The 23,699-nt window shown below is 44.8% G+C and carries 23 protein-coding genes and 1 other annotated feature; all 23 genes read right to left on the bottom strand.

Going from position 1 to position 23,699, the window contains the following annotated elements:
• Positions 1 to 43 precede the first annotated feature (43 nt).
• Complete coding sequence (locus tag AB4Z50_RS31780; RefSeq protein WP_441885623.1) at positions 44 to 1,087, bottom strand: ABC transporter substrate-binding protein; 1,044 nt, start codon at positions 1,085 to 1,087, stop codon at positions 44 to 46.
• A 306-nt stretch (positions 1,088 to 1,393) separates the two neighbouring features.
• Entirely contained in the window at positions 1,394 to 2,584 is a 1,191-nt protein-coding gene (gene tuf / locus AB4Z50_RS31775; RefSeq protein WP_076271433.1) for an elongation factor Tu, read from the bottom strand.
• A gap of 116 nt (positions 2,585 to 2,700) precedes the next feature.
• Positions 2,701 to 4,776 (bottom strand): elongation factor G, encoded by a 2,076-nt coding sequence (gene fusA, locus AB4Z50_RS31770; protein WP_441885619.1) that lies wholly within the window; start codon positions 4,774 to 4,776, stop codon positions 2,701 to 2,703.
• A 29-nt stretch (positions 4,777 to 4,805) separates the two neighbouring features.
• A complete protein-coding gene (gene rpsG / locus AB4Z50_RS31765; protein WP_028609662.1) occupies positions 4,806 to 5,276 on the bottom strand; it encodes a 30S ribosomal protein S7 in 471 nt (156 codons plus the stop codon).
• Between the two features lie 66 nt (positions 5,277 to 5,342).
• On the bottom strand, positions 5,343 to 5,765 hold the full coding sequence (gene rpsL / locus AB4Z50_RS31760; protein WP_441885615.1) for a 30S ribosomal protein S12: 423 nt from the start codon (positions 5,763 to 5,765) through the stop codon (positions 5,343 to 5,345).
• Between the two features lie 256 nt (positions 5,766 to 6,021).
• On the bottom strand, positions 6,022 to 6,252 hold the full coding sequence (locus AB4Z50_RS31755; RefSeq protein WP_441885613.1) for a ribosomal L7Ae/L30e/S12e/Gadd45 family protein: 231 nt from the start codon (positions 6,250 to 6,252) through the stop codon (positions 6,022 to 6,024).
• Between the two features lie 246 nt (positions 6,253 to 6,498).
• Positions 6,499 to 10,125, bottom strand: coding sequence for a DNA-directed RNA polymerase subunit beta' (rpoC, locus tag AB4Z50_RS31750; protein WP_441885610.1), 3,627 nt, complete (start codon positions 10,123 to 10,125; stop codon positions 6,499 to 6,501).
• A 95-nt stretch (positions 10,126 to 10,220) separates the two neighbouring features.
• Positions 10,221 to 13,772, bottom strand: a complete 3,552-nt coding sequence (gene rpoB / locus AB4Z50_RS31745; RefSeq protein ID WP_441885607.1) for a DNA-directed RNA polymerase subunit beta — start codon at positions 13,770 to 13,772, stop codon at positions 10,221 to 10,223.
• Positions 13,773 to 14,156: 384 nt separating this feature from the next.
• The gene (locus AB4Z50_RS31740) at positions 14,157 to 14,756 is read right to left on the bottom strand and encodes a class I SAM-dependent methyltransferase (protein ID WP_339205294.1); all 600 of its coding nucleotides are present in this window, start codon (positions 14,754 to 14,756) and stop codon (positions 14,157 to 14,159) included.
• A gap of 6 nt (positions 14,757 to 14,762) precedes the next feature.
• On the bottom strand, positions 14,763 to 14,891 hold the full coding sequence (locus AB4Z50_RS31735) for a hypothetical protein (protein ID WP_441885604.1): 129 nt from the start codon (positions 14,889 to 14,891) through the stop codon (positions 14,763 to 14,765).
• A gap of 92 nt (positions 14,892 to 14,983) precedes the next feature.
• Positions 14,984 to 15,343, bottom strand: a complete 360-nt coding sequence (rplL, locus tag AB4Z50_RS31730; RefSeq protein ID WP_076271439.1) for a 50S ribosomal protein L7/L12 — start codon at positions 15,341 to 15,343, stop codon at positions 14,984 to 14,986.
• Between the two features lie 92 nt (positions 15,344 to 15,435).
• A complete protein-coding gene (gene rplJ / locus AB4Z50_RS31725; protein WP_054025338.1) occupies positions 15,436 to 15,939 on the bottom strand; it encodes a 50S ribosomal protein L10 in 504 nt (167 codons plus the stop codon).
• Positions 15,940 to 15,996: 57 nt separating this feature from the next.
• Positions 15,997 to 16,162: a sequence feature (ribosomal protein L10 leader region), on the bottom strand.
• Between the two features lie 12 nt (positions 16,163 to 16,174).
• On the bottom strand, positions 16,175 to 16,867 hold the full coding sequence (rplA, locus tag AB4Z50_RS31720; RefSeq protein ID WP_076271440.1) for a 50S ribosomal protein L1: 693 nt from the start codon (positions 16,865 to 16,867) through the stop codon (positions 16,175 to 16,177).
• Between the two features lie 101 nt (positions 16,868 to 16,968).
• Positions 16,969 to 17,394: a 50S ribosomal protein L11 gene (gene rplK, locus AB4Z50_RS31715; protein ID WP_054025340.1), complete on the bottom strand. Its 426-nt coding sequence runs from the start codon at positions 17,392 to 17,394 to the stop codon at positions 16,969 to 16,971.
• 120 nt (positions 17,395 to 17,514) lie between these two features.
• Complete coding sequence (gene nusG / locus AB4Z50_RS31710) at positions 17,515 to 18,048, bottom strand: transcription termination/antitermination protein NusG (RefSeq protein ID WP_054025341.1); 534 nt, start codon at positions 18,046 to 18,048, stop codon at positions 17,515 to 17,517.
• A gap of 24 nt (positions 18,049 to 18,072) precedes the next feature.
• The gene (gene secE, locus AB4Z50_RS31705; RefSeq protein ID WP_053373883.1) at positions 18,073 to 18,282 is read right to left on the bottom strand and encodes a preprotein translocase subunit SecE; all 210 of its coding nucleotides are present in this window, start codon (positions 18,280 to 18,282) and stop codon (positions 18,073 to 18,075) included.
• Between the two features lie 18 nt (positions 18,283 to 18,300).
• Positions 18,301 to 18,450 carry a 50S ribosomal protein L33 gene (rpmG, locus tag AB4Z50_RS31700; RefSeq protein ID WP_015847242.1) on the bottom strand — a complete coding sequence of 50 codons (150 nt, stop codon included), beginning with the start codon at positions 18,448 to 18,450 and terminating at the stop codon, positions 18,301 to 18,303.
• A gap of 314 nt (positions 18,451 to 18,764) precedes the next feature.
• Complete coding sequence (gene sigH, locus AB4Z50_RS31695; protein ID WP_053373882.1) at positions 18,765 to 19,415, bottom strand: RNA polymerase sporulation sigma factor SigH; 651 nt, start codon at positions 19,413 to 19,415, stop codon at positions 18,765 to 18,767.
• Positions 19,416 to 19,714: 299 nt separating this feature from the next.
• On the bottom strand, positions 19,715 to 20,239 hold the full coding sequence (locus AB4Z50_RS31690) for an NYN domain-containing protein (protein ID WP_339205296.1): 525 nt from the start codon (positions 20,237 to 20,239) through the stop codon (positions 19,715 to 19,717).
• 3 nt (positions 20,240 to 20,242) lie between these two features.
• Positions 20,243 to 21,004 (bottom strand): 23S rRNA (guanosine(2251)-2'-O)-methyltransferase RlmB, encoded by a 762-nt coding sequence (rlmB, locus tag AB4Z50_RS31685; protein ID WP_076271442.1) that lies wholly within the window; start codon positions 21,002 to 21,004, stop codon positions 20,243 to 20,245.
• 50 nt (positions 21,005 to 21,054) lie between these two features.
• A complete protein-coding gene (locus AB4Z50_RS31680) occupies positions 21,055 to 21,480 on the bottom strand; it encodes a Mini-ribonuclease 3 (RefSeq protein ID WP_441885597.1) in 426 nt (141 codons plus the stop codon).
• Positions 21,477 to 22,919 carry a cysteine--tRNA ligase gene (gene cysS, locus AB4Z50_RS31675; protein ID WP_441885595.1) on the bottom strand — a complete coding sequence of 481 codons (1,443 nt, stop codon included), beginning with the start codon at positions 22,917 to 22,919 and terminating at the stop codon, positions 21,477 to 21,479. Before cysS ends, AB4Z50_RS31680 begins: the two co-directional genes overlap by 4 nt.
• Complete coding sequence (gene cysE / locus AB4Z50_RS31670; protein ID WP_441885593.1) at positions 22,916 to 23,578, bottom strand: serine O-acetyltransferase; 663 nt, start codon at positions 23,576 to 23,578, stop codon at positions 22,916 to 22,918. Before cysE ends, cysS begins: the two co-directional genes overlap by 4 nt.
• Between the last annotated feature and the right edge of the window lie 121 nt (positions 23,579 to 23,699).

Below are 23,699 nucleotides of genomic sequence, written 5' to 3'. Positions count from 1 at the left end.
TTTGAACTTATGAGCCTGTTATTTTTAGCAAATGAATTTTAATTTACTCGATAATGTTGTTTGCTTGATCTTTAACGAATGCTTTCATCTCGTCAGTAACTGTAATGCCTTGCTCAGCTGCTGCTTTCAAGTTGAAAATGAAGTCAAGCTTCTGTGGCACTGTAACATCCATGTCTGCTGGTTTTTTGCCATTTTTCAAAATCTCTACTGCCATTTGACCAACTTCATAACCATGATCGTAATATTTGAAGCCTACTGCCGCAAAAGCACCTTTTTCAACCGTATCACGGTCAGCAGAGAAGAAAGGAATATCATTTTTATTAGCCACTTCAATAATAGCATCAACGCCGCTTACAACCATATTATCCAAAGTGATGTAGATAGCTTCTACACGACCAACTAGTGATTCTGCCGCTTGTTTAACATCTGAAGAGTTCGCAACTGAAGCTTTAACGAGCTTAATGCCATGTTCAGCAAGTGCCTTTTCAGCAATGTCGCCCATTACAACCGCATTTGGTTCTCCTTCATTAATAACAAGGCCCACATTTTTTACATTAGGAAATTGAGCTGCGATAAAATCCATCGTTTGTTTAATGGCATCTGGATTCGTATCAGAAGCACCAGTAACATTTCCTCCTGGAGCTTTCAATTGTGTAACGATTCCTGCATCAATAGGATCTGTAACTGCAGCGAATAATACAGGGATGTCCTTGACTTCATCAGCCAAGCTTTGTGCAGTCGGAGTTGCAATTCCTAATGCAAGGTCACTTTTACTTGATTTAATCTTTTGTGCAATTGTAGCAATATTCGCTTGCTCACCTTGCGCATTATTGAAGTCGATTTTAAGGTTTTTGCCTTCTTCAAATCCACCATCTTTTAGTGCTGCAATAAAGCCTTCGCGCGTTGCATCCAATGATGGGTGCTCAACAATTTGTGAGATCGCGATCGTATACTGTTTCTCACTGTTGCCTGAACCCGTTTTATTTCCTTCGTTCTCTGTGCCTGCTTTACCTGAGTTTGCACCACATGCTGCTGTTACTACCATAACTGAAGCTAATACCAAGCTAAGTAAAAATTTTCTGTTCATTCTTCAAACCCCTCTCATCATATAAATTCTCTTGTAATGAAGCCGTTTGCAAAAAAACATGTACAGCAAAGCATTATCGCTTTCTATCATTAAAGCCTATGTCTGTGCGTAATGACTTCAATTAATAAGTGAAGGACAAGCTCTACCTACTATTCCTTAATATTAAATGGGCTTACGGCATACAGTCAATGAATAGTTATTTGTAAAATTAAGTAAGAAGCCCTATTGACCGTTTTAATTAGAAAAATAAAAAGCCCTCACCGAAGTGAGGGCTTTTGTCATTCATAGCGGCTAAGCCGCTATGAATTATTTTTGGATAGAAGCTACAGCGCCAGCGCCTACAGTACGGCCGCCTTCACGAATAGAGAAACGAGTTCCCTCTTCAACAGCGATTGGAGCGATAAGCTCAACCGTTACAGTGATGTTGTCGCCAGGCATAACCATTTCAGTACCTTCTGGCAAGTTGATGATACCCGTTACGTCAGTTGTACGGAAGTAGAACTGTGGACGGTAACCAGTGAAGAAAGGCTTGTGACGGCCACCCTCTTCTTTAGTTAGAACGTAGATTTGAGCAGTGAAGTTAGTGTGTGGTTTAACCGAACCCGGTTTAGCCAAAACTTGACCACGCTCGATGTTGCTGCGGTCTACACCACGAAGCAAAGCACCTACGTTGTCACCAGCTTGAGCGGAGTCAAGCAATTTACGGAACATTTCAACGCCTGTTACTACGGACTTACGGGATTCTTCAGCAAGACCGATAATTTCGATCTCGTCGCCAACTTTGATAACGCCACGCTCAACACGACCTGTAGCAACAGTACCACGGCCAGTGATTGTGAATACGTCCTCGACAGGCATAAGGAAAGGCTTAGCAGTATCGCGCTCAGGAGTAGGGATATAAGTATCCACTTGCTCGAAAAGCTCGATAATTTTTTCAGCCCAAGGACCATCTGGGTTAGCTAGTGCTTCACGAGCTGCACCACGGATGATTGGAGTGTCGTCGCCTGGGAACTCATACTCAGAAAGAAGGTCACGAACTTCCATTTCAACTAGCTCAAGAAGCTCTTCGTCTTCAACCATGTCGCATTTGTTCAAGAATACAACGATGTAAGGTACGCCTACTTGTTTCGAAAGCAAGATGTGCTCACGAGTTTGTGGCATAGGACCGTCAGTAGCGGAAACTACAAGAATAGCTCCGTCCATTTGAGCAGCACCAGTGATCATGTTTTTTACATAGTCGGCGTGACCTGGGCAGTCAACGTGTGCGTAGTGACGAGCAGGCGTCTCATACTCAACGTGAGCTGTCGAGATCGTGATACCACGCTCGCGCTCTTCAGGAGCTTTATCGATTTGGTCGAATGCGATTGCTGCACCGCCGTATTTTTTGGAAAGTACAGTTGTGATAGCTGCAGTCAAAGTCGTTTTACCGTGATCGACGTGACCGATAGTACCGATATTAACGTGCGGTTTGTTACGTTCAAATTTTGCCTTAGCCATTGAACTTGAGCCTCCTCAATTTAACATCATATTTTTTTATGTGTGGCCGACATTTGGCTCGCAAGCAAACCAAAATGACGGCAAAAGCAATTTGTTGAGCGCTAGTCCAAAAACGATTACTCGCCTTTGTTTTTAGCAATAATTTCATCAGAGATTGATTTAGGAACTTCTTCATAGTGAGAAAGCTCCATGGAGAATACGCCGCGTCCTTGTGTACCGGAACGTAGTGTAGTGGAATAACCAAACATCTCGGAGAGAGGTACCTTGGAGCGGATAATTTGTGCACCTGCACGAGTATCCATACCTTCGATACGACCACGACGGGAGTTAAGCATACCCATAACATCGCCCATGTACTCTTCTGGAACAGTAACTTCAACTTTCATGATTGGCTCAAGAAGAACTGGCTTACATTTTTCTTTAGCAGCTTTAAGCGCCATCGAACCTGCAATTTTAAACGCCATCTCCGAGGAGTCAACATCATGGTAAGATCCGTCAACAACAACAGCTTTAACATCAACGAGCGGGAAGCCGGCTACAACACCGTTCTTCATTGACTCTTCGATACCAGCTTGGATTGGAGCGATAAATTCACGAGGAATTGATCCACCAACTGTTTTGTTTTCGAATATGAAGCCTGTACCAGGCTCAAGTGGTGAAAACTCAACCCAACAATGACCGAATTGACCTTTACCACCGGACTGACGAACGAACTTACCTTCAACCTTCGCAGCTTGACGGAACGTTTCACGGTAAGCAACTTGTGGTTTACCAACGTTTGTCTCAACTTTGAATTCGCGGAACATACGGTCAACAAGGATCTCAAGGTGAAGCTCACCCATACCAGAGATAATTGTTTGGTTTGTTTCTTCATCCGTATGTGCACGGAAAGTAGGATCTTCTTCAGCAAGCTTGGAAATAGCGATACCTAGTTTGTCTTGGTCAGCTTTCGTTTTTGGTTCGATAGCAACCGAGATAACCGGCTCTGGGAAGTTCATCGATTCAAGAACGATGATGTGCTTCTCATCACAAAGTGTATCACCAGTAGTCGTATCTTTCAAACCTACAGCTGCAGCGATATCGCCGGAATAAACTTCCGTGATCTCTTGACGGCTGTTTGCGTGCATTTGAAGAATACGTCCAATACGTTCACGTTTGCCTTTTGTTGAGTTAAGGACATACGAACCGGATTTTAGTACACCAGAATACACACGGAAGAAAGTAAGTCTACCAACATAAGGGTCAGTCATGATTTTGAATGCCAAAGCCGCGAAAGGCTCTGTGTCTGAAGATGGACGTTCTCCTTCTTCACCGTCTTCAAGAGTACCTTTGATAGCTGGTACATCAAGAGGTGAAGGTAGGTAATCCACAACAGCATCCAACATCGGTTGAACACCTTTGTTACGGTATGAGGAGCCAGCTACAACTGGGAAGATTTTAACTTCGCAAACACCTTTACGGAGTGCTGCTTTAATTTCTGGRATAGTGATTTCTTCACCTTCCAAATATTTCATCGTTAATTCTTCATCCAATTCTGCTACTTTCTCAATCAATTCCGTACGTAGTGCATCTACTTGCTCTACATACTCAGCTGGAACTTCAACTTTTTCAGGGTCTTTACCAGTATCGTCTTTGTAGATATAAGCTACACGTTCAACGATATCGATAATACCTTTAAAGTCGCTTTCCGCGCCGATTGGAATTTGAATTGCTACGGCATTGGCACCTAGACGCTCACGCATGTCTTTGATTACGTTTAGGTAATCAGCACCAATGATATCCATCTTATTTACGTATGCAATCCGAGGTACGTTGTAACGGTCAGCCTGACGCCATACGGTTTCAGACTGTGGCTCAACGCCTTCTTTTGCACTGAAAACCCCAACGGCCCCGTCCAATACGCGTAGGGAACGTTCAACTTCAACAGTGAAGTCAACGTGTCCCGGGGTGTCGATAATATTAATGCGGTGTCCATGCCATTGAGCAGTTGTCGCGGCAGACGTAATCGTAATACCGCGCTCTTGTTCCTGTTCCATCCAGTCCATCGTAGCTGCACCTTCGTGCACCTCTCCGATTTTGTGAGTACGGCCCGTGAAGAACAAGATACGCTCAGTAGTTGTTGTTTTACCAGCATCAATATGCGCCATAATCCCGATGTTACGCGTATTTTTCAAGGAGAACTCTCTTGCCATAAAATTGTCTCCTCTCGAATGTAAAAATTCTACCAGCGGTAGTGAGCAAACGCTTTGTTTGCTTCAGCCATTTTGTGAGTGTCTTCGCGCTTTTTAACAGCTGCGCCAGTGTTATTGGAAGCATCTGTGATTTCAGCAGCTAAACGCTCTTCCATCGTTTTCTCACCGCGGTTACGTGAGTAGTTCACGAGCCAACGGAGACCAAGTGCCGTACGGCGCTCTGGTTTAACTTCGATAGGCACTTGATAGTTTGCACCGCCGACACGGCGTGCTTTAACCTCAAGTACAGGCATAATATTTTTCAAAGCAGCTTCGAACACTTCCATCGGATCTTTACCCGTGCGTTCTTGAATCAGTTTGAAAGCATCATACAATAGTGTTTGTGCAACGCCTCTTTTACCGTCAAGCATAATGCGGTTGATTAGGCGCGTTACCAGTTTGCTATTATATAGCGGATCTGGAAGCACATCGCGTTTCGTTACAGGACCTTTGCGTGGCATGAGAAAGTCCCCCTTTCTTCTAATAGTTGCTATTTCTAGCATTTCAATAACCTGTTAAGGTTATGATTATGATTTTTTAGCTTTCGGACGTTTCGTACCGTATTTCGAACGAGCTTGCATACGGTTGTTTACACCTGCAGTATCAAGTGCACCGCGAACGATGTGATAACGTACTCCTGCTAAGTCTTTTACTTTACCACCACGGATCAAAACAACGCTATGCTCTTGCAAGTTGTGTCCGATACCTGGAATGTAAGCCGTAACTTCTAAGCGGTTCGTTAAACGAACACGAGCATATTTACGAAGTGCGGAGTTCGGTTTCCTTGGAGTCATTGTACCTACACGAGTGCACACACCGCGTTTTTGAGGAGCGCTGATGTTTGTAGCTTCACGTTTCAATGCATTGAAACCTTTTTGCAATGCCGGCGATTTCGATTTAACGACTTTCGCTTGGCGTCCTTTACGGACTAGCTGGTTAATAGTTGGCATGTTGCCACCCCCTTCCCTATATTCATGTCTTTTGAAAATATAAGCATTTATAAAGAAGTTGTTTATAAATCAACTTATATTCTTTCGCGTAAGCGGGCTTTTCCCACCAAAAGACGGCAATAGCTGTTTACGCATGTATGGTAGACATTTTACCTAAAATTAAGCCCACAGATCCAGGCGGATCATAAAAGAACAAACAAAAGTTCTCGCCAGCTAATCATCGTTAAATAATCAACTAACAAAAACGGCTATTGCGTTATTCTTCTTCGGTTACGAGCGCTGCCATCGCGGCCCCGACATCGATGCCGCAGGTTTCCCCAAGCTCTACCATCGTGTCGATCCATTTCATTGGAACTCCCGCCCGCTCACATAGATGAACAATCTTCTCTTTCATCTGCGGATCTGCATCTCGTGCGATATAGACTTTAATGGCTCTTTGTTGCTCGAGCATCTTCGTCGTTTGCTTCGCGCCGACTTTGAATTGCATGATAATCACCTTCAATTCTTCCATTCAGCGAACACACAATTAGGCACACTTCGATATAATATCACCTACTATGTGCTTGTGTCAAGAACCTTCTAGGATAATCACTTGTAAACTTTTTGTAAATGAATTTCATACTGTAAACATATAAAAGAGCGGTCATCTTCCGCTTCCAAGGAAACGGAAGATGTGACGCTCCTTCGATATTAGTTAGTATCCGGTTTTAATAACATGATCTGTTCAAGCCGACTAGTCGACTGTTACAGCTTCTGTTTCTAGTTCGCCTTCAACTGCAGTAGTTGTTTCATCTTCAAGTCCAGCAAAACGAATGTTACGATAACGGGCCATTCCAGTACCTGCTGGAATCAACTTACCGATAATAACATTTTCCTTTAGTCCAAGCAACTGGTCAACTTTGCCTTTAATAGCTGCATCAGTCAATACACGAGTTGTTTCTTGGAAGGAAGCTGCTGACAAGAACGAATCTGTCTCAAGCGATGCCTTCGTAATACCGAGCAAAACTGGTTTTGCAACAGCTGGTTCGAGATCTGCGAAAATCGCAGTGCGGTTTTGAGCTTCATATTCATGAATATCAACGAACGCACCAGGAAGCAACGTTGTGCCGCCTGCATCTACGATACGAATTTTACGGAGCATTTGTTTAATCATGACCTCAACGTGCTTGTCATTGATTTCTACCCCTTGATTTCGGTAAACGCGCTGTACTTCTTGCAAAATATAGTTTTGAACGCCACGGATACCTTTGATACGCAGCATATCTTTAGGGTCAATTGAACCGTCCGTCAGCTCATCGCCGGCTTCGATTTGTTGACCTTGCGTTACGCGGATACGCGAACCATAGGTAACAGCATACACTTTCGATTCCGCTTCACCTTGAACCTCGATTTCACGACGGTCCTTAGCTTCACGGATTTCTTTAACCACACCGTCAAGCTCAGAAATAATCGCTTGACCTTTCGGATTACGCGCCTCAAACAACTCTTGGATACGCGGCAAACCTTGTGTGATATCATCTCCCGCAACGCCGCCCGTATGGAACGTACGCATTGTGAGCTGTGTTCCTGGCTCACCGATGGATTGAGCTGCGATAATACCTACCGCTTCCCCAATCTCAACATGTTTACCAGTTGCAAGGTTACGTCCGTAACAGATCTTACATACGCCATGACGAGCACGGCAGCTTAGTACGGAACGAATTTGCAGTTTTTCAACGCCAGCGTCGATAATTGCATCCGCTTTGTTCGAGTCAATCAACTCACTGCGGTTAACAATAATCTCGCCTGTTTTTGGATTACGAACCGTTTCAAACGCATAGCGGCCTTCAATACGGTCATAAAGATCTTCAATAACCTCTTTACCGTCTTGAATTTTGCTTACAGAGAAGCCTTTATCGGTACCGCAATCTTCTTCACGTACGATTACGTCTTGTGCAACGTCAACAAGTCGACGAGTCAAGTAACCGGAATCGGCAGTACGAAGGGCAGTATCGGCAAGACCTTTCCGCGCTCCGTGAGTAGAAATAAAGTACTCGAGTACTGTAAGACCCTCGCGGAAGTTCGATTTAATTGGCAACTCGATGATACGACCGGATGGATTGGCCATCAAACCACGCATACCGCCAAGCTGTGTAATTTGAGATTTGTTACCCCGTGCTTTGGAGTCCACCATGAGCATGATGTTGTTGTAACGATCCATCGATTTCATAAGAACTTCGGTGATCTCGTCTTTACATTTACCCCAAATTGTAATGATCCGGTCATAACGCTCTTCGTTTGTAATCAAACCACGACGGTATTGATTCATAACGGTAGCAACCTTCTCATCGGAGCGCTTCATGATTTCGTCTTTCTCTTTCGGGATGATAACGTCAGACACGCCGATCGTAATACCAGCCTTAGTCGAGTAAGTGAAACCAAGCTGCTTAATGCGGTCAAGAAGCATCGCAGTAAGCGTAGTGTGGTATTGGCGGAAACATTCTGCAATAACTAATGCAAGATAGTCTTTACCTACCGCACCAGGCGTTTCGATTGCATCCAAGAATTTAGGAAGATCTGCGCCTTTTTCGTAAACGAAATATTTATCTGGTGTACCGTGCAATAGGTTCGTTTTCGTTGCTTCGTTGATATAAGGGAAATCTTCAGGGAAAATTTCGTTGAAGATAACTTTACCAACTGTCGTAACGAGTAACGAATTTTGCTGCTGCTCGGTGAAGTTAACTTTTTTAAGCACACGAACCGGAATGAAAATTCTGGCGTGCAAGGAAACAATACCACGTTGGTAAGCAGAGATCGCTTCGTTAATGGTACCAAATACGGAACCACTGCCTTTAGCCTCTTTGTTATCCATCGTCAAGTAGAAGCTTCCTAGTACCATATCCTGTGAAGGAGTAACGACCGGTTTGCCGTCTTTCGGGTTAAGGATATTACCTGATGCAAGCATAAGCAAACGTGCTTCCGCTTGTGCTTCAGCAGACAACGGAACGTGAACGGCCATTTGGTCACCGTCGAAGTCAGCGTTGTAAGCTGTACATACGAGTGGGTGAAGCTTAATTGCGCGACCTTCAACCAAGATAGGCTCAAATGCTTGAATACCTAGTCTGTGAAGCGTCGGGGCACGGTTAAGCAATACTGGGTGCTCCTTGATTACTTCCTCAAGAACATCCCATACCTCAGGGCTTACGCGTTCAACCTTGCGCTTCGCACTCTTAATATTATGTGCTAGGCCTTTATTAACAAGCTCTTTCATAACGAAAGGCTTGAACAATTCAAGTGCCATTTCCTTAGGAAGACCGCACTGGAACATTTTGAGGTTTGGACCTACTACGATAACCGAACGACCAGAGTAGTCAACCCGTTTACCTAGCAAGTTCTGACGGAAACGTCCTTGCTTACCTTTCAGCATATGGCTGAGGGATTTAAGCGGACGGTTACCTGGACCTGTAACAGGRCGRCCGCGACGACCRTTATCGATCAATGCGTCAACYGCTTCTTGMAGCATCCGYTTYTCATTYTGYACGATAATATCAGGAGCGCCCAGATCAAGCAAACGCTTCAGACGGTTGTTACGGTTAATAACACGACGATACAAATCATTGAGGTCAGAAGTCGCAAAACGACCGCCATCAAGCTGTACCATCGGACGAAGCTCAGGAGGGATGACAGGAAGCACGTCTAGAATCATCCATTCCGGTTCGTTGCCGGAATTACGGAATGCTTCTACCACTTCAAGACGTTTGATCGCACGATTGCGTCGTTGTCCTTGAGCTGTACGCAGTTCTTCTTTCAATTGCTCCAATTCTTTGTCAACGTCGATATCTTGCAAAAGTTTTTTAACAGCTTCGGCACCCATACCAGCATGGAATCCATACCCGTATTTCTCACGGTAGCTGCGATATTCTTTCTCCGATAGAAGTTGTTTCTTCTCAAGTGGGGTATCACCTGGGTCCGTCACGACATAGGATGCAAAATAAATGATCTCCTCAAGCGAGCGAGGCGACATATCAAGTGCAAGGCCCATACGGCTTGGAATCCCTTTGAAGTACCAAATATGAGAAACTGGAGCTGCTAGCTCGATGTGACCCATACGTTCGCGACGAACTTTAGCGCGAGTTACTTCAACGCCACAGCGATCACAAACGACACCTTTATAGCGTACACGTTTGTATTTACCGCAATGACATTCCCAGTCTTTTGTAGGTCCAAAAATTTTCTCGCAGAAGAGTCCTTCCTTCTCCGGTTTTAAGGTCCTATAGTTGATCGTCTCCGGTTTTTTAACTTCTCCGCGGGACCACGAGCGAATTTTATCCGGCGAAGCCAGACCAATCTTCATATACTCGAAGTTGTTCACGTCCAACAAGGAGCAACCCTCCTCCGTCATGTATGACAATGTCTATCTAATCAGCTAGATTCCGTCATAGGCGCGTGACCATGTGACGGAATCCAGCAACTAGTTTATTCAGTAGCAGCGCCGACTTCGGCACCTTCTATATTGAGGTTGAGCTTATCACCCGTTGCCTCGTCTTCATCATCCATTTCCTTCATTTCGATCTCTTCCTCATTCTCGGATAGGATTTTAACGTCCATACCCAAGCTTTGAAGCTCTTTGATCAAAACTTTGAACGATTCCGGAACACCTGGTTCTGGTACGTTTTCGCCTTTGACAATAGATTCGTACGTTTTCACACGACCAACCACGTCATCGGATTTAACAGTCAATATTTCTTGAAGCGTGTACGCAGCGCCATATGCCTCAAGCGCCCATACCTCCATCTCCCCGAAACGTTGTCCACCGAACTGTGCTTTACCACCGAGCGGCTGTTGTGTAACGAGTGAGTAAGGACCAGTGGAACGGGCATGAATTTTATCGTCGACCATGTGCGCCAGTTTGATCATGTACATGACCCCAACTGTAACTTCACGTTCGAAATTCTCGCCTGTCCGTCCGTCATACAGTACGGTTTTACCGTTACGCTGCATGCCTGCTTCTTCCATCGTATCGAAAACGTCATTCTCGCGTGCGCCGTCAAATACTGGCGTAGCTGCGTGGATGCCGAGATGCTTACAAGCCATACCCAAGTGAACTTCAAGCGCCTGACCGATGTTCATCCGCGACGGTACGCCGAGCGGGTTAAGAACAACTTCTACAGGTGTGCCATCCGGTAGGAAAGGCATATCTTCTTCAGGCATGATACGAGCGATTACCCCTTTGTTACCATGACGTCCGGCCATTTTGTCGCCTTCGGATATTTTCCGTTTTTGAGCAATATAAGCACGAACGAGCTGGTTAACGCCTGGTGGCAATTCGTCGCCATTCTCCCGCGTAAATACTTTAACGTCAACAACGATACCGTCTGTACCATGCGGCACACGTAGCGATGTATCACGTACTTCACGAGCCTTCTCACCAAAGATAGCGTGCAGCAATCTTTCTTCCGCTGTCAGTTCAGTTACACCCTTAGGCGTTACTTTACCAACTAGGATATCGCCAGCGCCGATTTCAGCTCCGACACGAATGATTCCGCGCTCATCTAGGTTGCGAAGAGCTTCTTCACCGACATTCGGAATGTCGCGTGTAATTTCTTCAGGTCCAAGCTTCGTATCACGAGCCTCAGACTCGTATTCCTCGATGTGAATAGATGTATAAACATCCTCTTTCACTAGCTTTTCACTTAGCAGGATCGCATCCTCATAGTTGTAGCCTTCCCACGTCATGAATGCAACAACGACGTTGCGTCCAAGAGCCAATTCGCCTTTTTCAGTAGAAGGACCATCCGCAAGGATATCACCTTTTTTAATAACGTCGCCTTTACGTACAAGCGGGCGTTGATTGATGCACGTTCCTTGGTTAGAGCGCATAAACTTGTGTAGTTTATGTTTTACCAAGTCACCAGTAACCGGCTTGCCATCGATTTGCTCGACGCGACGAAGCCAGATTTCATTAGCGGAAGAACGTTCGATTATACCGTCATGCTTCGCTACGATACAAACGCCTGAGTCTTTCGCTGCTTTGTGCTCCATACCTGTACCAACAAGTGGTGATCTAGGGATAAGAAGCGGTACCGCTTGACGTTGCATGTTGGATCCCATGAGGGCACGGTTGGAGTCATCGTTTTCCAAGAAAGGAATTAACGCTGTCGCAACAGATACTACCTGTTTAGGCGATACATCCATGTAATCAACGCGATCACTAGGCATAGTCAAAATGTTGTCGGCTTGTTTATTGTAACGAACGATCGTATTCTCTTCTGCAAACTTGTCGTCTGGAGTCAGCTTCGCATTCGCTTGCGCGATTACGTAGTTATCTTCCTCGTCAGCAGTCAGATAAGCGATTTGTTCTGTAACAATTCCAGTCTTCGGATCTACCCAACGATATGGTGCTTCAATGAAGCCATATTCGTTAATACGAGCAAAGGAAGACAAGGAGTTGATCAAACCGATATTCGGTCCCTCTGGCGTCTCGATCGGACACATCCGCCCATAGTGGGAGTGATGGACGTCACGAACTTCAAAGCCCGCGCGTTCCCGAGTCAAACCGCCGGGTCCAAGTGCTGACAAACGACGCTTATGCGTCAACTCAGCAAGCGGATTCGTTTGGTCCATAAACTGGGACAGCTGCGAGGAGCCGAAGAACTCTTTTATAGATGCAATAACCGGACGTATGTTAATTAGCGCTTGCGGCGTAATTGCATTCGCGTCTTGAATGGACATTCTCTCACGCACAACGCGCTCCATACGAGACAGACCGATACGGAATTGGTTTTGAAGCAGCTCGCCAACAGAACGCAGACGACGGTTACCCAGATGATCGATATCATCAGTGCTGCCTACGCCATGAAGCAAGTTGATAAAGTAGTTAATGGAAGAAATGATGTCCGCAGGCGTGATATGCTTGACGGATTTATCAATAATGCCATTCGCAATAACTTTAATTACTTTGCTTTCGTCATATGGTGAGAATACGCTGATCGTTTGTAGTGGAATACTATCAGCATCAAGAACGCCATTAGCGACATGATACGTTTTGAAACCAACATCCTTCTCAAGCTTCTCGAGAATTTCATCAAGCAAGCGACGGTCAATCATTTGTCCGGACTCAGCAATAATTTCGCCAGTCGCAGGATCAATTAGATTTTCCGCAAGACGTTGATTAAACAAACGGTTCTTGATGTGAAGTTTTTTGTTTATTTTGTAACGGCCTACGTTGGCCAAGTCATAACGTTTTGGATCAAAGAAACGAGCAACTAGCAAGCTCTTCGCATTATCCAAAGTTGGAGGTTCGCCTGGACGAAGACGCTCATAAATTTCAATAAGCGCTTTTTCAGTTGAATCCGTGTTATCTTTGTCTAGCGTGTTGCGAATGTACTCATCATGGCCTAGCAGTTCAAGAATCTCTGCGTCAGTACCGAATCCAAGCGAACGCAAAAGTACCGTTACCGGTATTTTCCGGGTCCGGTCAATACGAACGTAGATGATATCTTTAGCATCCGTTTCAAGCTCTAGCCAAGCGCCACGGTTAGGAATAACAGTAGCTGTGTAGTTTTTCTTCCCGTTCTTATCGACCTTCGTGCTGAAGTACACACTCGGGGATCGAACCAATTGGCTGACTATGACACGTTCGGCTCCGTTAATAATAAACGTGCCCGTCTCTGTCATAAGCGGGAAATCACCCATGAAAACTTCTTGTTCCTTTACTTCGCCAGTTTCCTTATTGAAAAGTCGCACCTTAACGCGTAAAGGAGCTGCATACGTCACATCGCGCTCTTTTGATTCATCGACCGAATATTTCGGTTCGCCCAAGCTATAGTCGATAAACTCAAGCGATAGATTGCCCGTAAAGTCCGAAATCGGAGAAATATCTTGGAACAACTCAATTAGGTCGCTGTCCAAAAACTTCTCATACGATTTTTGTTGGATTTCAATCAGGTTCGGGACTTCCAGCACCTCGTTGATCCTGGCGTAGCTTCTGCGCGCGCGCCGACCATACTGAACAAGTTGTCCTGCCAACTTAACCTCACCCCTCATGTCTGTATCACAGCATCGATAATCACTGCGTCACTATAGACGAACCAGCCGCCTATATAGTCAAATAAAGAAAAGCCCTTATCGAATGGTTCGAAAAAAGAGCATGTTCCGGCAGTTAACTAATCACAGCGCGGCCGTGACAGTCTCATATCAAATAATTTTGCCCAAAACGTAAACATTATACGTCAAATGTGTAAAACTTATGCATTCCGCGCTTTAAATTTACACTTGACATTTTAGTTAACTAAAGAGATCGAGCCCAATTTAATGCTGACATTTTATAATCTTACCATATTGCAAATGTCAAGTCAATAAATATTATTCAGTTTTCAAACATATTTTCAAAACATATTTTTCTCTAATTTTCTAAGCTTTTACAGCTCGGAAAATACGGTAGCCTTTATCCTTCGTTACTTCTTCTACATCTGCAAATAATGACTCTAATTTAGCTTTCGCCGAAGGTGCCCCTTGCTTCTTCTGTATGACAACCCACATGCTGCCGCCTTGTTCGAGCAATTCATAACCTTCTTCAAAAATTCGATGAACGACTGACTTCCCCGCCCTGATAGGCGGATTTGTAACGATGACATCGAACTTCATTTGCTTAACTGCTTCAAATAGATCACTTTGCAAAACGGTAACATTAGATATTTGGTTAAGCTTTGCGTTCTCACGCGAAAGCTCTACCGCTCGTTCATTTATATCAATCATCGTTACTTGCCCATGCTCAGCGAGTTTTGCTGATGTTAATCCAATAGGACCATAACCACAGCCAACATCAAGAATGTTTGCATTTGCATTCAGCTCCAAAGCATCGATCAACACCTGACTCCCGTAATCAACTCCTGATTTCGAGAATACACCGGCATCCGTCATAAACTTCAAAGAAAAACCTCGGAGTATTGCTTCATGAACTTGACGATTATGCTTAACATCTGGGCTCTGTGAGTAATAGTGATTCGACATTATTCATCACTCCCCGCTATTCCATATTGCATCGAGTATATTGATATCGCCTTGCTTCAGCGAAAAAATACTCGATTCTCGTTGAAGGATAAGAATGTACAAGCCAAAAACTTGCACATTCTTATCCTTCAACATACAACGAACCCCTTGAAACCTGACGTTTCAAGGGGCTCGCCGGCCGATTCATCATTCAATCGCATGATCAGCTTATTTTATTGAAAGAAATACTACTTAACTTCTACGGAAGCGCCAGCTTCAGTAAGCTTAGCTGCAACAGCTTCTGCTTCTTCTTTAGCAACTTTCTCTTTAACTGCTTTAGGAGCGCTATCAACCAAGTCTTTCGCTTCTTTCAGGCCAAGACCTGTGATTTCGCGAACAACTTTGATTACGTTGATTTTTGAAGCGCCAGCGCCGTTAAGGATAACGTCAAATTCAGTTTGCTCAGCTTCTACAGCTGCGCCAGCACCTGCTGCTGCTACTGGAGCTGCTGCAGTTACGCCGAATTCTTCTTCAATTGCTTTAACAAGATCGTTCAGTTCAAGAACGTTCATAACTTTAATCGCTTCTAAGATTTGTTCTTTAGACATGATTATACCTCCGGGAATATGGTTTATTTTTTTTGGTTTATCCTACAGCCGACTTGCGTCGGTTCATTACTATAAGGGACTCTTGAAAAAAATTAAGCTTGTGCTTCTTGTTTCTCGCCGACTGCTTTAACTGCAAGCGCGAAGTTGCGCACTGGAGCTTGCAATACGCTGAGGAGCATAGAGAGCAAACCGTCGCGGGACGGAAGTTCCGCAAGAGCTTTAATTTCTTCTTGAGATACGACTTTACCTTCAACAACGCCGCCTTTAAGTTTCAAAGCATCGTTTTTCTTAGCGAAATCGTTCAAAATTTTAGCTGGAGCAACAGCGTCTTCTTTACCGAATGCAATTGCTGTAGGACCTGTAAGAATGTTGTTCAATTCTACATAATCCGTACCTTCAGTTGCGCGACGAACGAGCGAGTTTTTAAGAACTTGGAATTCAATTCCTGCTTCACGAAGTTGTTTCCGAAGTTCAGTTACTTGAGCAACGTTCAATCCACGATAGTCAGCTACTACTGTGCTTGAGCTATTAGCAATTTTTGCCGCGATTACGGCAACTGCCTCTTGTTTCTCTTGGATGATATTTGCGTTAGCCAAACTGTACACCTCCCGTAATAGTATACATTCCGTTAATTACGACGGGCTTTCCACGCCTCGATGCATGAGAAAGGCCTTCGCAGACACTGCGAAGGCCATGATGTCGTTATCGCGCATCAACCCTAAAGGATCGAATGTTGCTTACAAACGTTTTATCATAACACCTCGGTAGGAAATTAAGCCTTAAGGCACCTACTGTCTACGGTATGCGTATTCGAATTTAGTTCCGTTCTTCTTAGCGGTAAGCCGCTGTAGAAACACGAGCGCCAGGGCCCATTGTTGAAGAAACGGCAATGTTTTTCAGGTAAACACCTTTTGACGCAGCCGGTTTAGCACGATTAAGTGCATCGATCAATGATTTGAGATTCTCGTTGAGTTTCTCAGCATCGAAAGATACTTTACCGATTGGCGCATGGATTTGACCTGCTTTATCAAGACGGTATTCAATCTTACCGGCTTTGATTTCTTGAACGGCTTTAGCAACGTCAAACGTTACTGTACCAGCTTTAGGGTTCGGCATCAAGCCTTTACCACCAAGGATACGTCCAAGTTTACCAACTTCAGCCATCATGTCCGGCGTTGCTACGCAAACGTCGAATTCGAACCAGCCTTGTTGGATTTTGTTGATCATGTCTGCATCGCCGACAAAATCAGCGCCCGCAGCTTCCGCTTCTTTCACTTTTTCGCCTTTTGCGAAAACGAGAACGCGTTTAGTTTTACCAGTGCCGTGTGGTAGTACAACTACGCCACGAACAGCTTGGTCTTGTTTACGTGGGTCTACACCCAAACGAACTGCTACTTCAACGGACTCGTCGAATTTAGCTGTTGCAGCCTTCTTAACAAGCTCAATCGCTTCTAGAGGCTCGTAAGTTGCTTCGCTATCAAATAGCTTAGCAGCTTCTACATATTTTTTACCTTGTTTAGCCATTGTAATTTCCTCCTCATGTGGTTGTAGCGGAAAATCCTCCTAGGGATGATCCTCCCACTCGCGAAAGCCGAAGCTATCGCAAAGCAAGCTACCTCGCGGTATTAGTCAACAATAGTTACGCCCATGCTGCGAGCAGTACCTTCAACCATACGCATTGCTGATTCTACAGACGCTGCGTTAAGATCCGGCATTTTTTGCTCAGCGATTTCGCGAACTTTGTCACGTTTTACAGTAGCGACCTTTTTCTTGTTCGGTTCGCCTGAACCTTTTTCGATACCAGCTGCGACGCGAAGCAATACTGCTGCCGGCGGCGTTTTTGTTTCGAAAGTGAAAGAACGGTCTTCAAATACTGTAATAACAACCGGAATAATCAAGCCTGCTTGATCTGCGGTACGAGCATTAAACTCTTTACAAAACGCCATGATGTTAACGCCTGCTTGACCAAGTGCTGGACCGATCGGCGGCGCTGGGTTTGCTTTACCTGCAGGAACTTGCAATTTGACCATCTTGATGACCTTTTTTGCCATGCCTGAAACACCTCCTAACCCTTTATTCCATGCGTAAATAGCATCCGCCTCCGCAAGGGGCATTGCTATTTCGCGTCCAAACCTCCACTAGTTTAACCCAGTGGGTTCGGAAACCAGATATTATATCTTTTCCACTTGAGTGTAATCCAGCTCTAGTGGGGTCTCCCTGCCAAACATGTTTACATGAACCTTCAACTTCGCTTTGTCCAGCAAAATTTCTTCTACTGTACCAACAAAATCTGCGAAAGGACCCACTTTGACGCGAACCGTTTCTTTCAAATCGAACTCGATTTTCGGTTTTGGTTCTTCCATGCCCATGTGTTTGAGTATTTGCTCAACCTCATCTGGCAATAGAGGAATCGGTTTTGAACCGGAACCTGTTGATCCTACGAATCCAGTTACACCTGGTGTATTTCGAACAACGTACCATGAATCGTCGGTTTGAACCATTTCCACAAGAACATAGCCGGGGTAGACCTTACGTTGGACAGTCTTCTTCTTACCATCCTTCTCTACCACTTCTTCTTCCATAGGAACAAGCACACGGAAAATCTTATCTTCCATGCCCATTGATTCAACACGGCGTTCCAAATTGGCTTTCACCTTGTTCTCATAACCTGAGTAGGTATGCACGACGTACCATCTTTTTTCCATCACAAATCCACCTTTGGACCCTTCTTAAACAATGAGTTCAACCAGAGACGAGATCCCGATGTCAAGAAGCCAGAAGTAAATAGTCACAAGCGTAATCGTGAGCAAAACCACGATCGAATAGCTTGTCAACTCTTTACGGCTTGGCCAGCGAACCTTCTTAAGTTCCGCCCAGCTGTCGGCAAAAAAACTAAACGTTGTACCAAAGCTTTGCTTTAGTTTAGCCAAAAATGCCACGTTCACACCTCCAATTGACTATCTCGTCTCGCGATGAGGAGTCTGCTCGTTACAGAACTTGCAAAACTTCTTCAACTCGATGCGGTCGGGGTGATTGCGTTTGTTCTTGCTGCTCGCATAGTTTCTCTGTTTGCAGTTTGTGCATGCCAACGTGATAATTACCCGCATTGAATTACACCTCCCGAACTGCTACAAAATACGAATCATGAAGCTCTATATGAAAGTTCATTGATTCCAACGCCAAAACGAAATAAAACCTCGATTTTAGGCCTACCTAAACACTTTATCATACAGCAATTTTGATGTCAATGTAAAAGATAAGTGTTAAGCCTGTGAATGATTGGAAACAAAAGCGCCATCGGTCTCGTATCTACCAGTATAGTCTACTTTTGTCCGTTTAAAACTAAAAGGACCGTATATTCCACCTAGACACCGCCAGATGGAAGACAGTCCTCGTAAAAATGATTTACGTATAAATGCGGCTAGCCGCTAATGTCTCTGACTTCCAAGTAACGTTCGAGCTTGCGTTTCACCCTTTGAAGAGCGTTGTCGATAGATTTCACATGTCTATCCAAATCAACAGCAATTTCCTGATAGGACCTTCCATCCAAATAAAGCATAAGCACCTTGCGTTCAAGGTCGCTTAATATTTCGGACATCTTATCTTCAAGGCCAATGAATTCTTCTTGATTAATAATTAATTCTTCTGGATCAGATACTCGCGTACCACAAATAACATCCAGCAGTGTGCGATCCGAATCTTCATCATAAATGGGCTTATCTAGCGAAACGTAGGAATTTAGCGGAATGTGTTTCTGACGCGTGGCTGTTTTGATGGCGGTAATAATTTGCCTGGTTATACACAATTCAGCAAAGGCTTTGAAGCTTGCTAGCTTGTCCCCTTTAAAATCTCGAATTGCCTTATAAAGACCAATCATACCCTCCTGCACGATATCTTCACGATCCGCACCGATAAGAAAATACGAGCGCGCTTTGGCTCTCACAAAATTCTTATACTTGTTTATCAAATATTCCAACGCTATGCTATCACCATTGCGGACCGCTTCGACGATATCCTCGTCCGTACTGCTGTCATACTCGAGCGTACTCCATTCTTTGAGGTCGATACTCACGAACTATCCCTCCGGCCTGCAAGGCGTACACCGCTAGATTCTTATTCACGCAAACCTATCTGATTGAACTCAAAGTCTGAGCTCAAACAGCGTTTCACGTCGAAAGATAAGAATGTATACTGAACAAAATCAACACGTTCTTATCGCTAATAATAGAGTCAGTATACATTATGTAACCTTACACCGTCAACCAATCTGAGCCCCGATAACCACAGATATACTGGGAATTTTGTAACTTAGTGGAATGATCCGAGTCAATCATTCTATATCTATTTGAAGATTATCGTTTTTCCAATCTTTTATTTCTCTCCGCGCCGAAGTTTCTCCAGCTGGCTTCGAACCTCTAAACTAATTCTGCCGTCTACTGAATTCCGTTTTCCCGGCTGTTCCTCACGGAGTGTCTGCTCGATATTTTTGCGATTCTGGCCTATATCAATAAGCAGTTCCCGTGCTGATACACGAAGCGCACCTTTGCCGAATGCCACATGCTGCTCGACCAAATCCGAAGTGGCTACATATATATTTCTACGTCTGAGGAACAGCTCCGAGCATAAACGCTCGATGCATTCATCAGCTGTTTCCTTCTCTTTTGTGTAAACGATAGTCAGCCTGTGGTGCCTGTAAGTAGCGCCTAATCCAGGCACCTGATGCGCATCAAACACGACATACACTTTCATTCCTGTAAAACCTTGATAATCCGCCATTAAATCGAGCAATTTATCCCGCGCTTCTTCCAGATCATGTTCCTTCAGCTTCTCGAGTACCGGCCAAGCGCCAATTATGTTATAACCGTCGACTAATAAAATATCGTCGCGCCGGTTCATAACCTAAATGCTCCGGCGCTGCCGAACGACCTCATACATAAGAACACCAGCTGCAACGGAAGCATTTAGCGAGTTCAACTGACCAAGCATAGGAAGTTTAACGAGAAAATCACATTTCTCCTTAATAAGTCTTCCCATGCCTTTACTCTCGTTGCCTATAACGACAACCAGCGGCATGTCGAATTTCATTTTATAAACATCCTGTTTTGCACTTACATCGGTTCCCGCTACCCATACGCCCGCTTCCTTCAGCCTATCGATCGTTTGCGCCAAGTTAGTAACGCGTGCAACCGGTACATGCTCAGCGGCACCCGCAGATGTTTTAAGAACCGTAGCCGTCAGCCCTGCCGCACGACGTTTTGGAATAATAACGCCATGTACGCCTGTGCATTCCGCTGTCCGCAATATAGAGCCCAAATTATGAGGATCTTCGATTTCATCCAATAGCAAAATAAATGGAACCTCGTCCCGTTGTTTTGCTCGTTCCAGAATGTCCTCAACATCCACATAAGCGAAGGCCGCTGCCTGTGCGACAACTCCCTGATGTGTAACTCCAGGAGCTAAGCTGTCGAGTTTCCGCTTGTCGACAAACTGTACGATGATACCGGATTTCTTGGCTTCCGCTACAATGGGCTGCGTCAACGTTTTTTGTGCACCGTCAGCAATCCATATTTTATTAATTTCTCGTCCGGAACGCAGTGCTTCGAGCACAGGATGTTTACCGGCTATCATTTCATCTTGATCTTGAATCGTTTCTTCTGTCATCGGTAACCCTCCTTTATTTTTTCATTTACAAAATAGTTTCATGAGCCTTGTTAATTCTCATGCTTCTTAATTGCAATGGCAAATAGTTCATGTATTCTTTCAATTCGGCCTTCATAATAAAGATAGCCAACCAAGCTCTCCAACGCTGTTGCTAGACGATAATCAGCTAAATCAGCGTTTTTGGGAGGCGCTCCCGATTTTGAATTGCGGCCTCGGCGGACGATGTCCGCCTCCTCCTCGGTTAAATGCGGCTGCCAGAGATCCAATGTTTTCTTTTGTCCTTTGGCAGAAACAAATTTTGTTGCCTCACGGTGAAGGTGATGTGATTTCTGATTCGGCAGCGAAATAAAATATTGTCTTACAAGAAGCTCAAACACAGCATCGCCCATATAAGCGAGAACGACCGGATTCATCAGCTGCGGTGACTTGGACGGCGGGTAAAAGAGCAAGCGGTTCGTATCGATATTCTCGCTCATTTACGCCGCCAGCGGATACCTTGCGGTGTATCCTCAAGGACGATGTTTTTCTCTATGAGCAAATCACGAATTTCATCCGCTCTAGCCCAGTTTTTGGACTGGCGAGCTTCGGTCCGCTCCACTATAAGCTGTTCGATATCCGCATCCAGCAGTTCAGCGTCCGCTTGTTGCTGCGGCAGCAAGCCAAGTACAGCATCCATACGCTCAAACAATGTAAGCAAAGCATAAATCGCTTCAGCAGAGGCGTCTGCACGATTCAAATATTGATTAGCCTCAGCTACCAAATCAAACACCGTTGTAATCGCATCAGGGGTGTTGAAATCATCGCTCATTTTGGCATGGAATTGTTCATGAATCACTTTTAGTCTTGCATCCAGCGCTTCGTCGCCAGAAGGGACAAGTCCGTTGCCACTGCCTGCCGCCTCATTTAGCTTGCCTTCAAACGATGAAAGCCTATGCTTTAGATTCGCTGCACTGTTTGCAATCCGCTCTACGCTGTTCTCAGCTTGTGCAACCGTGTCATCACTGAAGTTGAGTGGACTGCGGTAGTGTGTAGAGAGCATAAAATAACGAATCGCATGAGGTTTAACCCGCTTCACCAGCTCATGCACCGAAATGCCATTGCCAAGCGATTTGGACATTTTCTCATTATTTATATGAATATAGCCGTTATGCATCCAATAGTTCGCCAGCGGTTTGCCTGTCAGCGCCTCAGATTGCGCAACCTCGCATTCATGATGCGGAAACTGCAAATCATGACCGCCGCCATGGATATCAAGAGTATCCCCAAGATATGCGCGAGCCATAGCCGAGCATTCGATATGCCAGCCTGGGCGTCCATCGCCAAAAGGGCTTTCCCATTTGATTTCGCCCGGCTTAGCGCCTTTCCATAATACAAAATCCTGTTGATTCTCTTTGCGGTCGCCAATCTCTACTCGAATACCGAATTGAAGCTCTTCAATATTCTGATGAGAGAGCTTGCCGTAATCTGCGAATGCAGACGTACGATAATAAACGTCTCCGTCACTCATATAAGCATAGCCTTTATCTATCAAGCCTTGAATAAACGCAACGATTTGTGGAATATGCTCCGTTACCCTTGGATTAAGTGTCGCCTTATGAACACCCAGCGATTCGATATCTGCATAAAATGCCGCAATAAACGTCTCCGCTACTTCAGGGACTGTCGTACCAAGCTGTTCTGCTTTACGAATCAGCTTATCATCGACATCTGTAAAGTTAACCACATATTGAACTTCATTACCTACGTCCTCCAAATAACGACGAACAACGTCAAAGAAAATAACCGGACGAGCGTTTCCAATATGAATGTAGTCATAAACGGTTGGACCGCAAACGTACATTTTCACCTTACCTGGCTCTTGCGATACAAAAGGCTCTTTTAGCCGCGATACTGTATTATAAATGGATACTGTCATTTTCGTATTTCTCCTCCAGCTACAGGATTCCGAAGCTTATCGAGCTCGGATTTTAATTCGTCTATTTCCTTCTGCATTGTACGGAACATTTCGATGACGGGATCGGGCAGCTTCGTATGATCAAGTCGATCGCCTACACGCTCGCCGTTTCTTTTGACCACGCGTCCCGGGTTTCCAACTACCGTACAATTGGCAGGAACCTCTCTGAGTACAACCGCGTTTGATCCTATGTTAGAAAATTCGCCCACTTGAAATGAGCCGAGCACCTTCGCTCCTGAGCCAATAACTACATTATTGCCAATTGTAGGGTGACGCTTCCCTTTTTCTTTACCCGTTCCGCCAAGAGTTACTCCCTGATAAATAACGACATCATCGCCAATCTCACAGGTTTCACCAATGACGACACCCATGCCATGATCGATAAACAATCGCTCGCCGATACGGGCACCTGGATGAATTTCGATGCCAGTCATAAAGCGGCTAACCTGGGAGATCAAGCGCGCTGTAGTATACCAACCTCTACGGTATAAGGGATGGGAAATGCGATGCGCCCAAATAGCGTGCACACCTGAATAGGTGAAAATAACCTCGAAGCGACTGCGAGCAGCCGGATCATTCTCAAAAACAGCTAGTATGTCCGATCGAAAATGACGAAACATAAACAATGCTCCTTTTTCCTACGCTCATAAATTTCTAATAAAAGAAAAGCCTCTGCAGCATAATATGCTGCAGAGGCGTGTGATCTCGCGGTTCCACTCTGCTTGAATAATTCGACAGCTA

The organism is Paenibacillus sp. 2TAB26, from assembly GCF_052115145.1.
Lineage (GTDB): Bacteria > Bacillota > Bacilli > Paenibacillales > Paenibacillaceae > Pristimantibacillus.
Note: the sequence above shows the minus strand (reverse complement) of the source record. Positions and strands in the feature narration are given on the sequence as shown.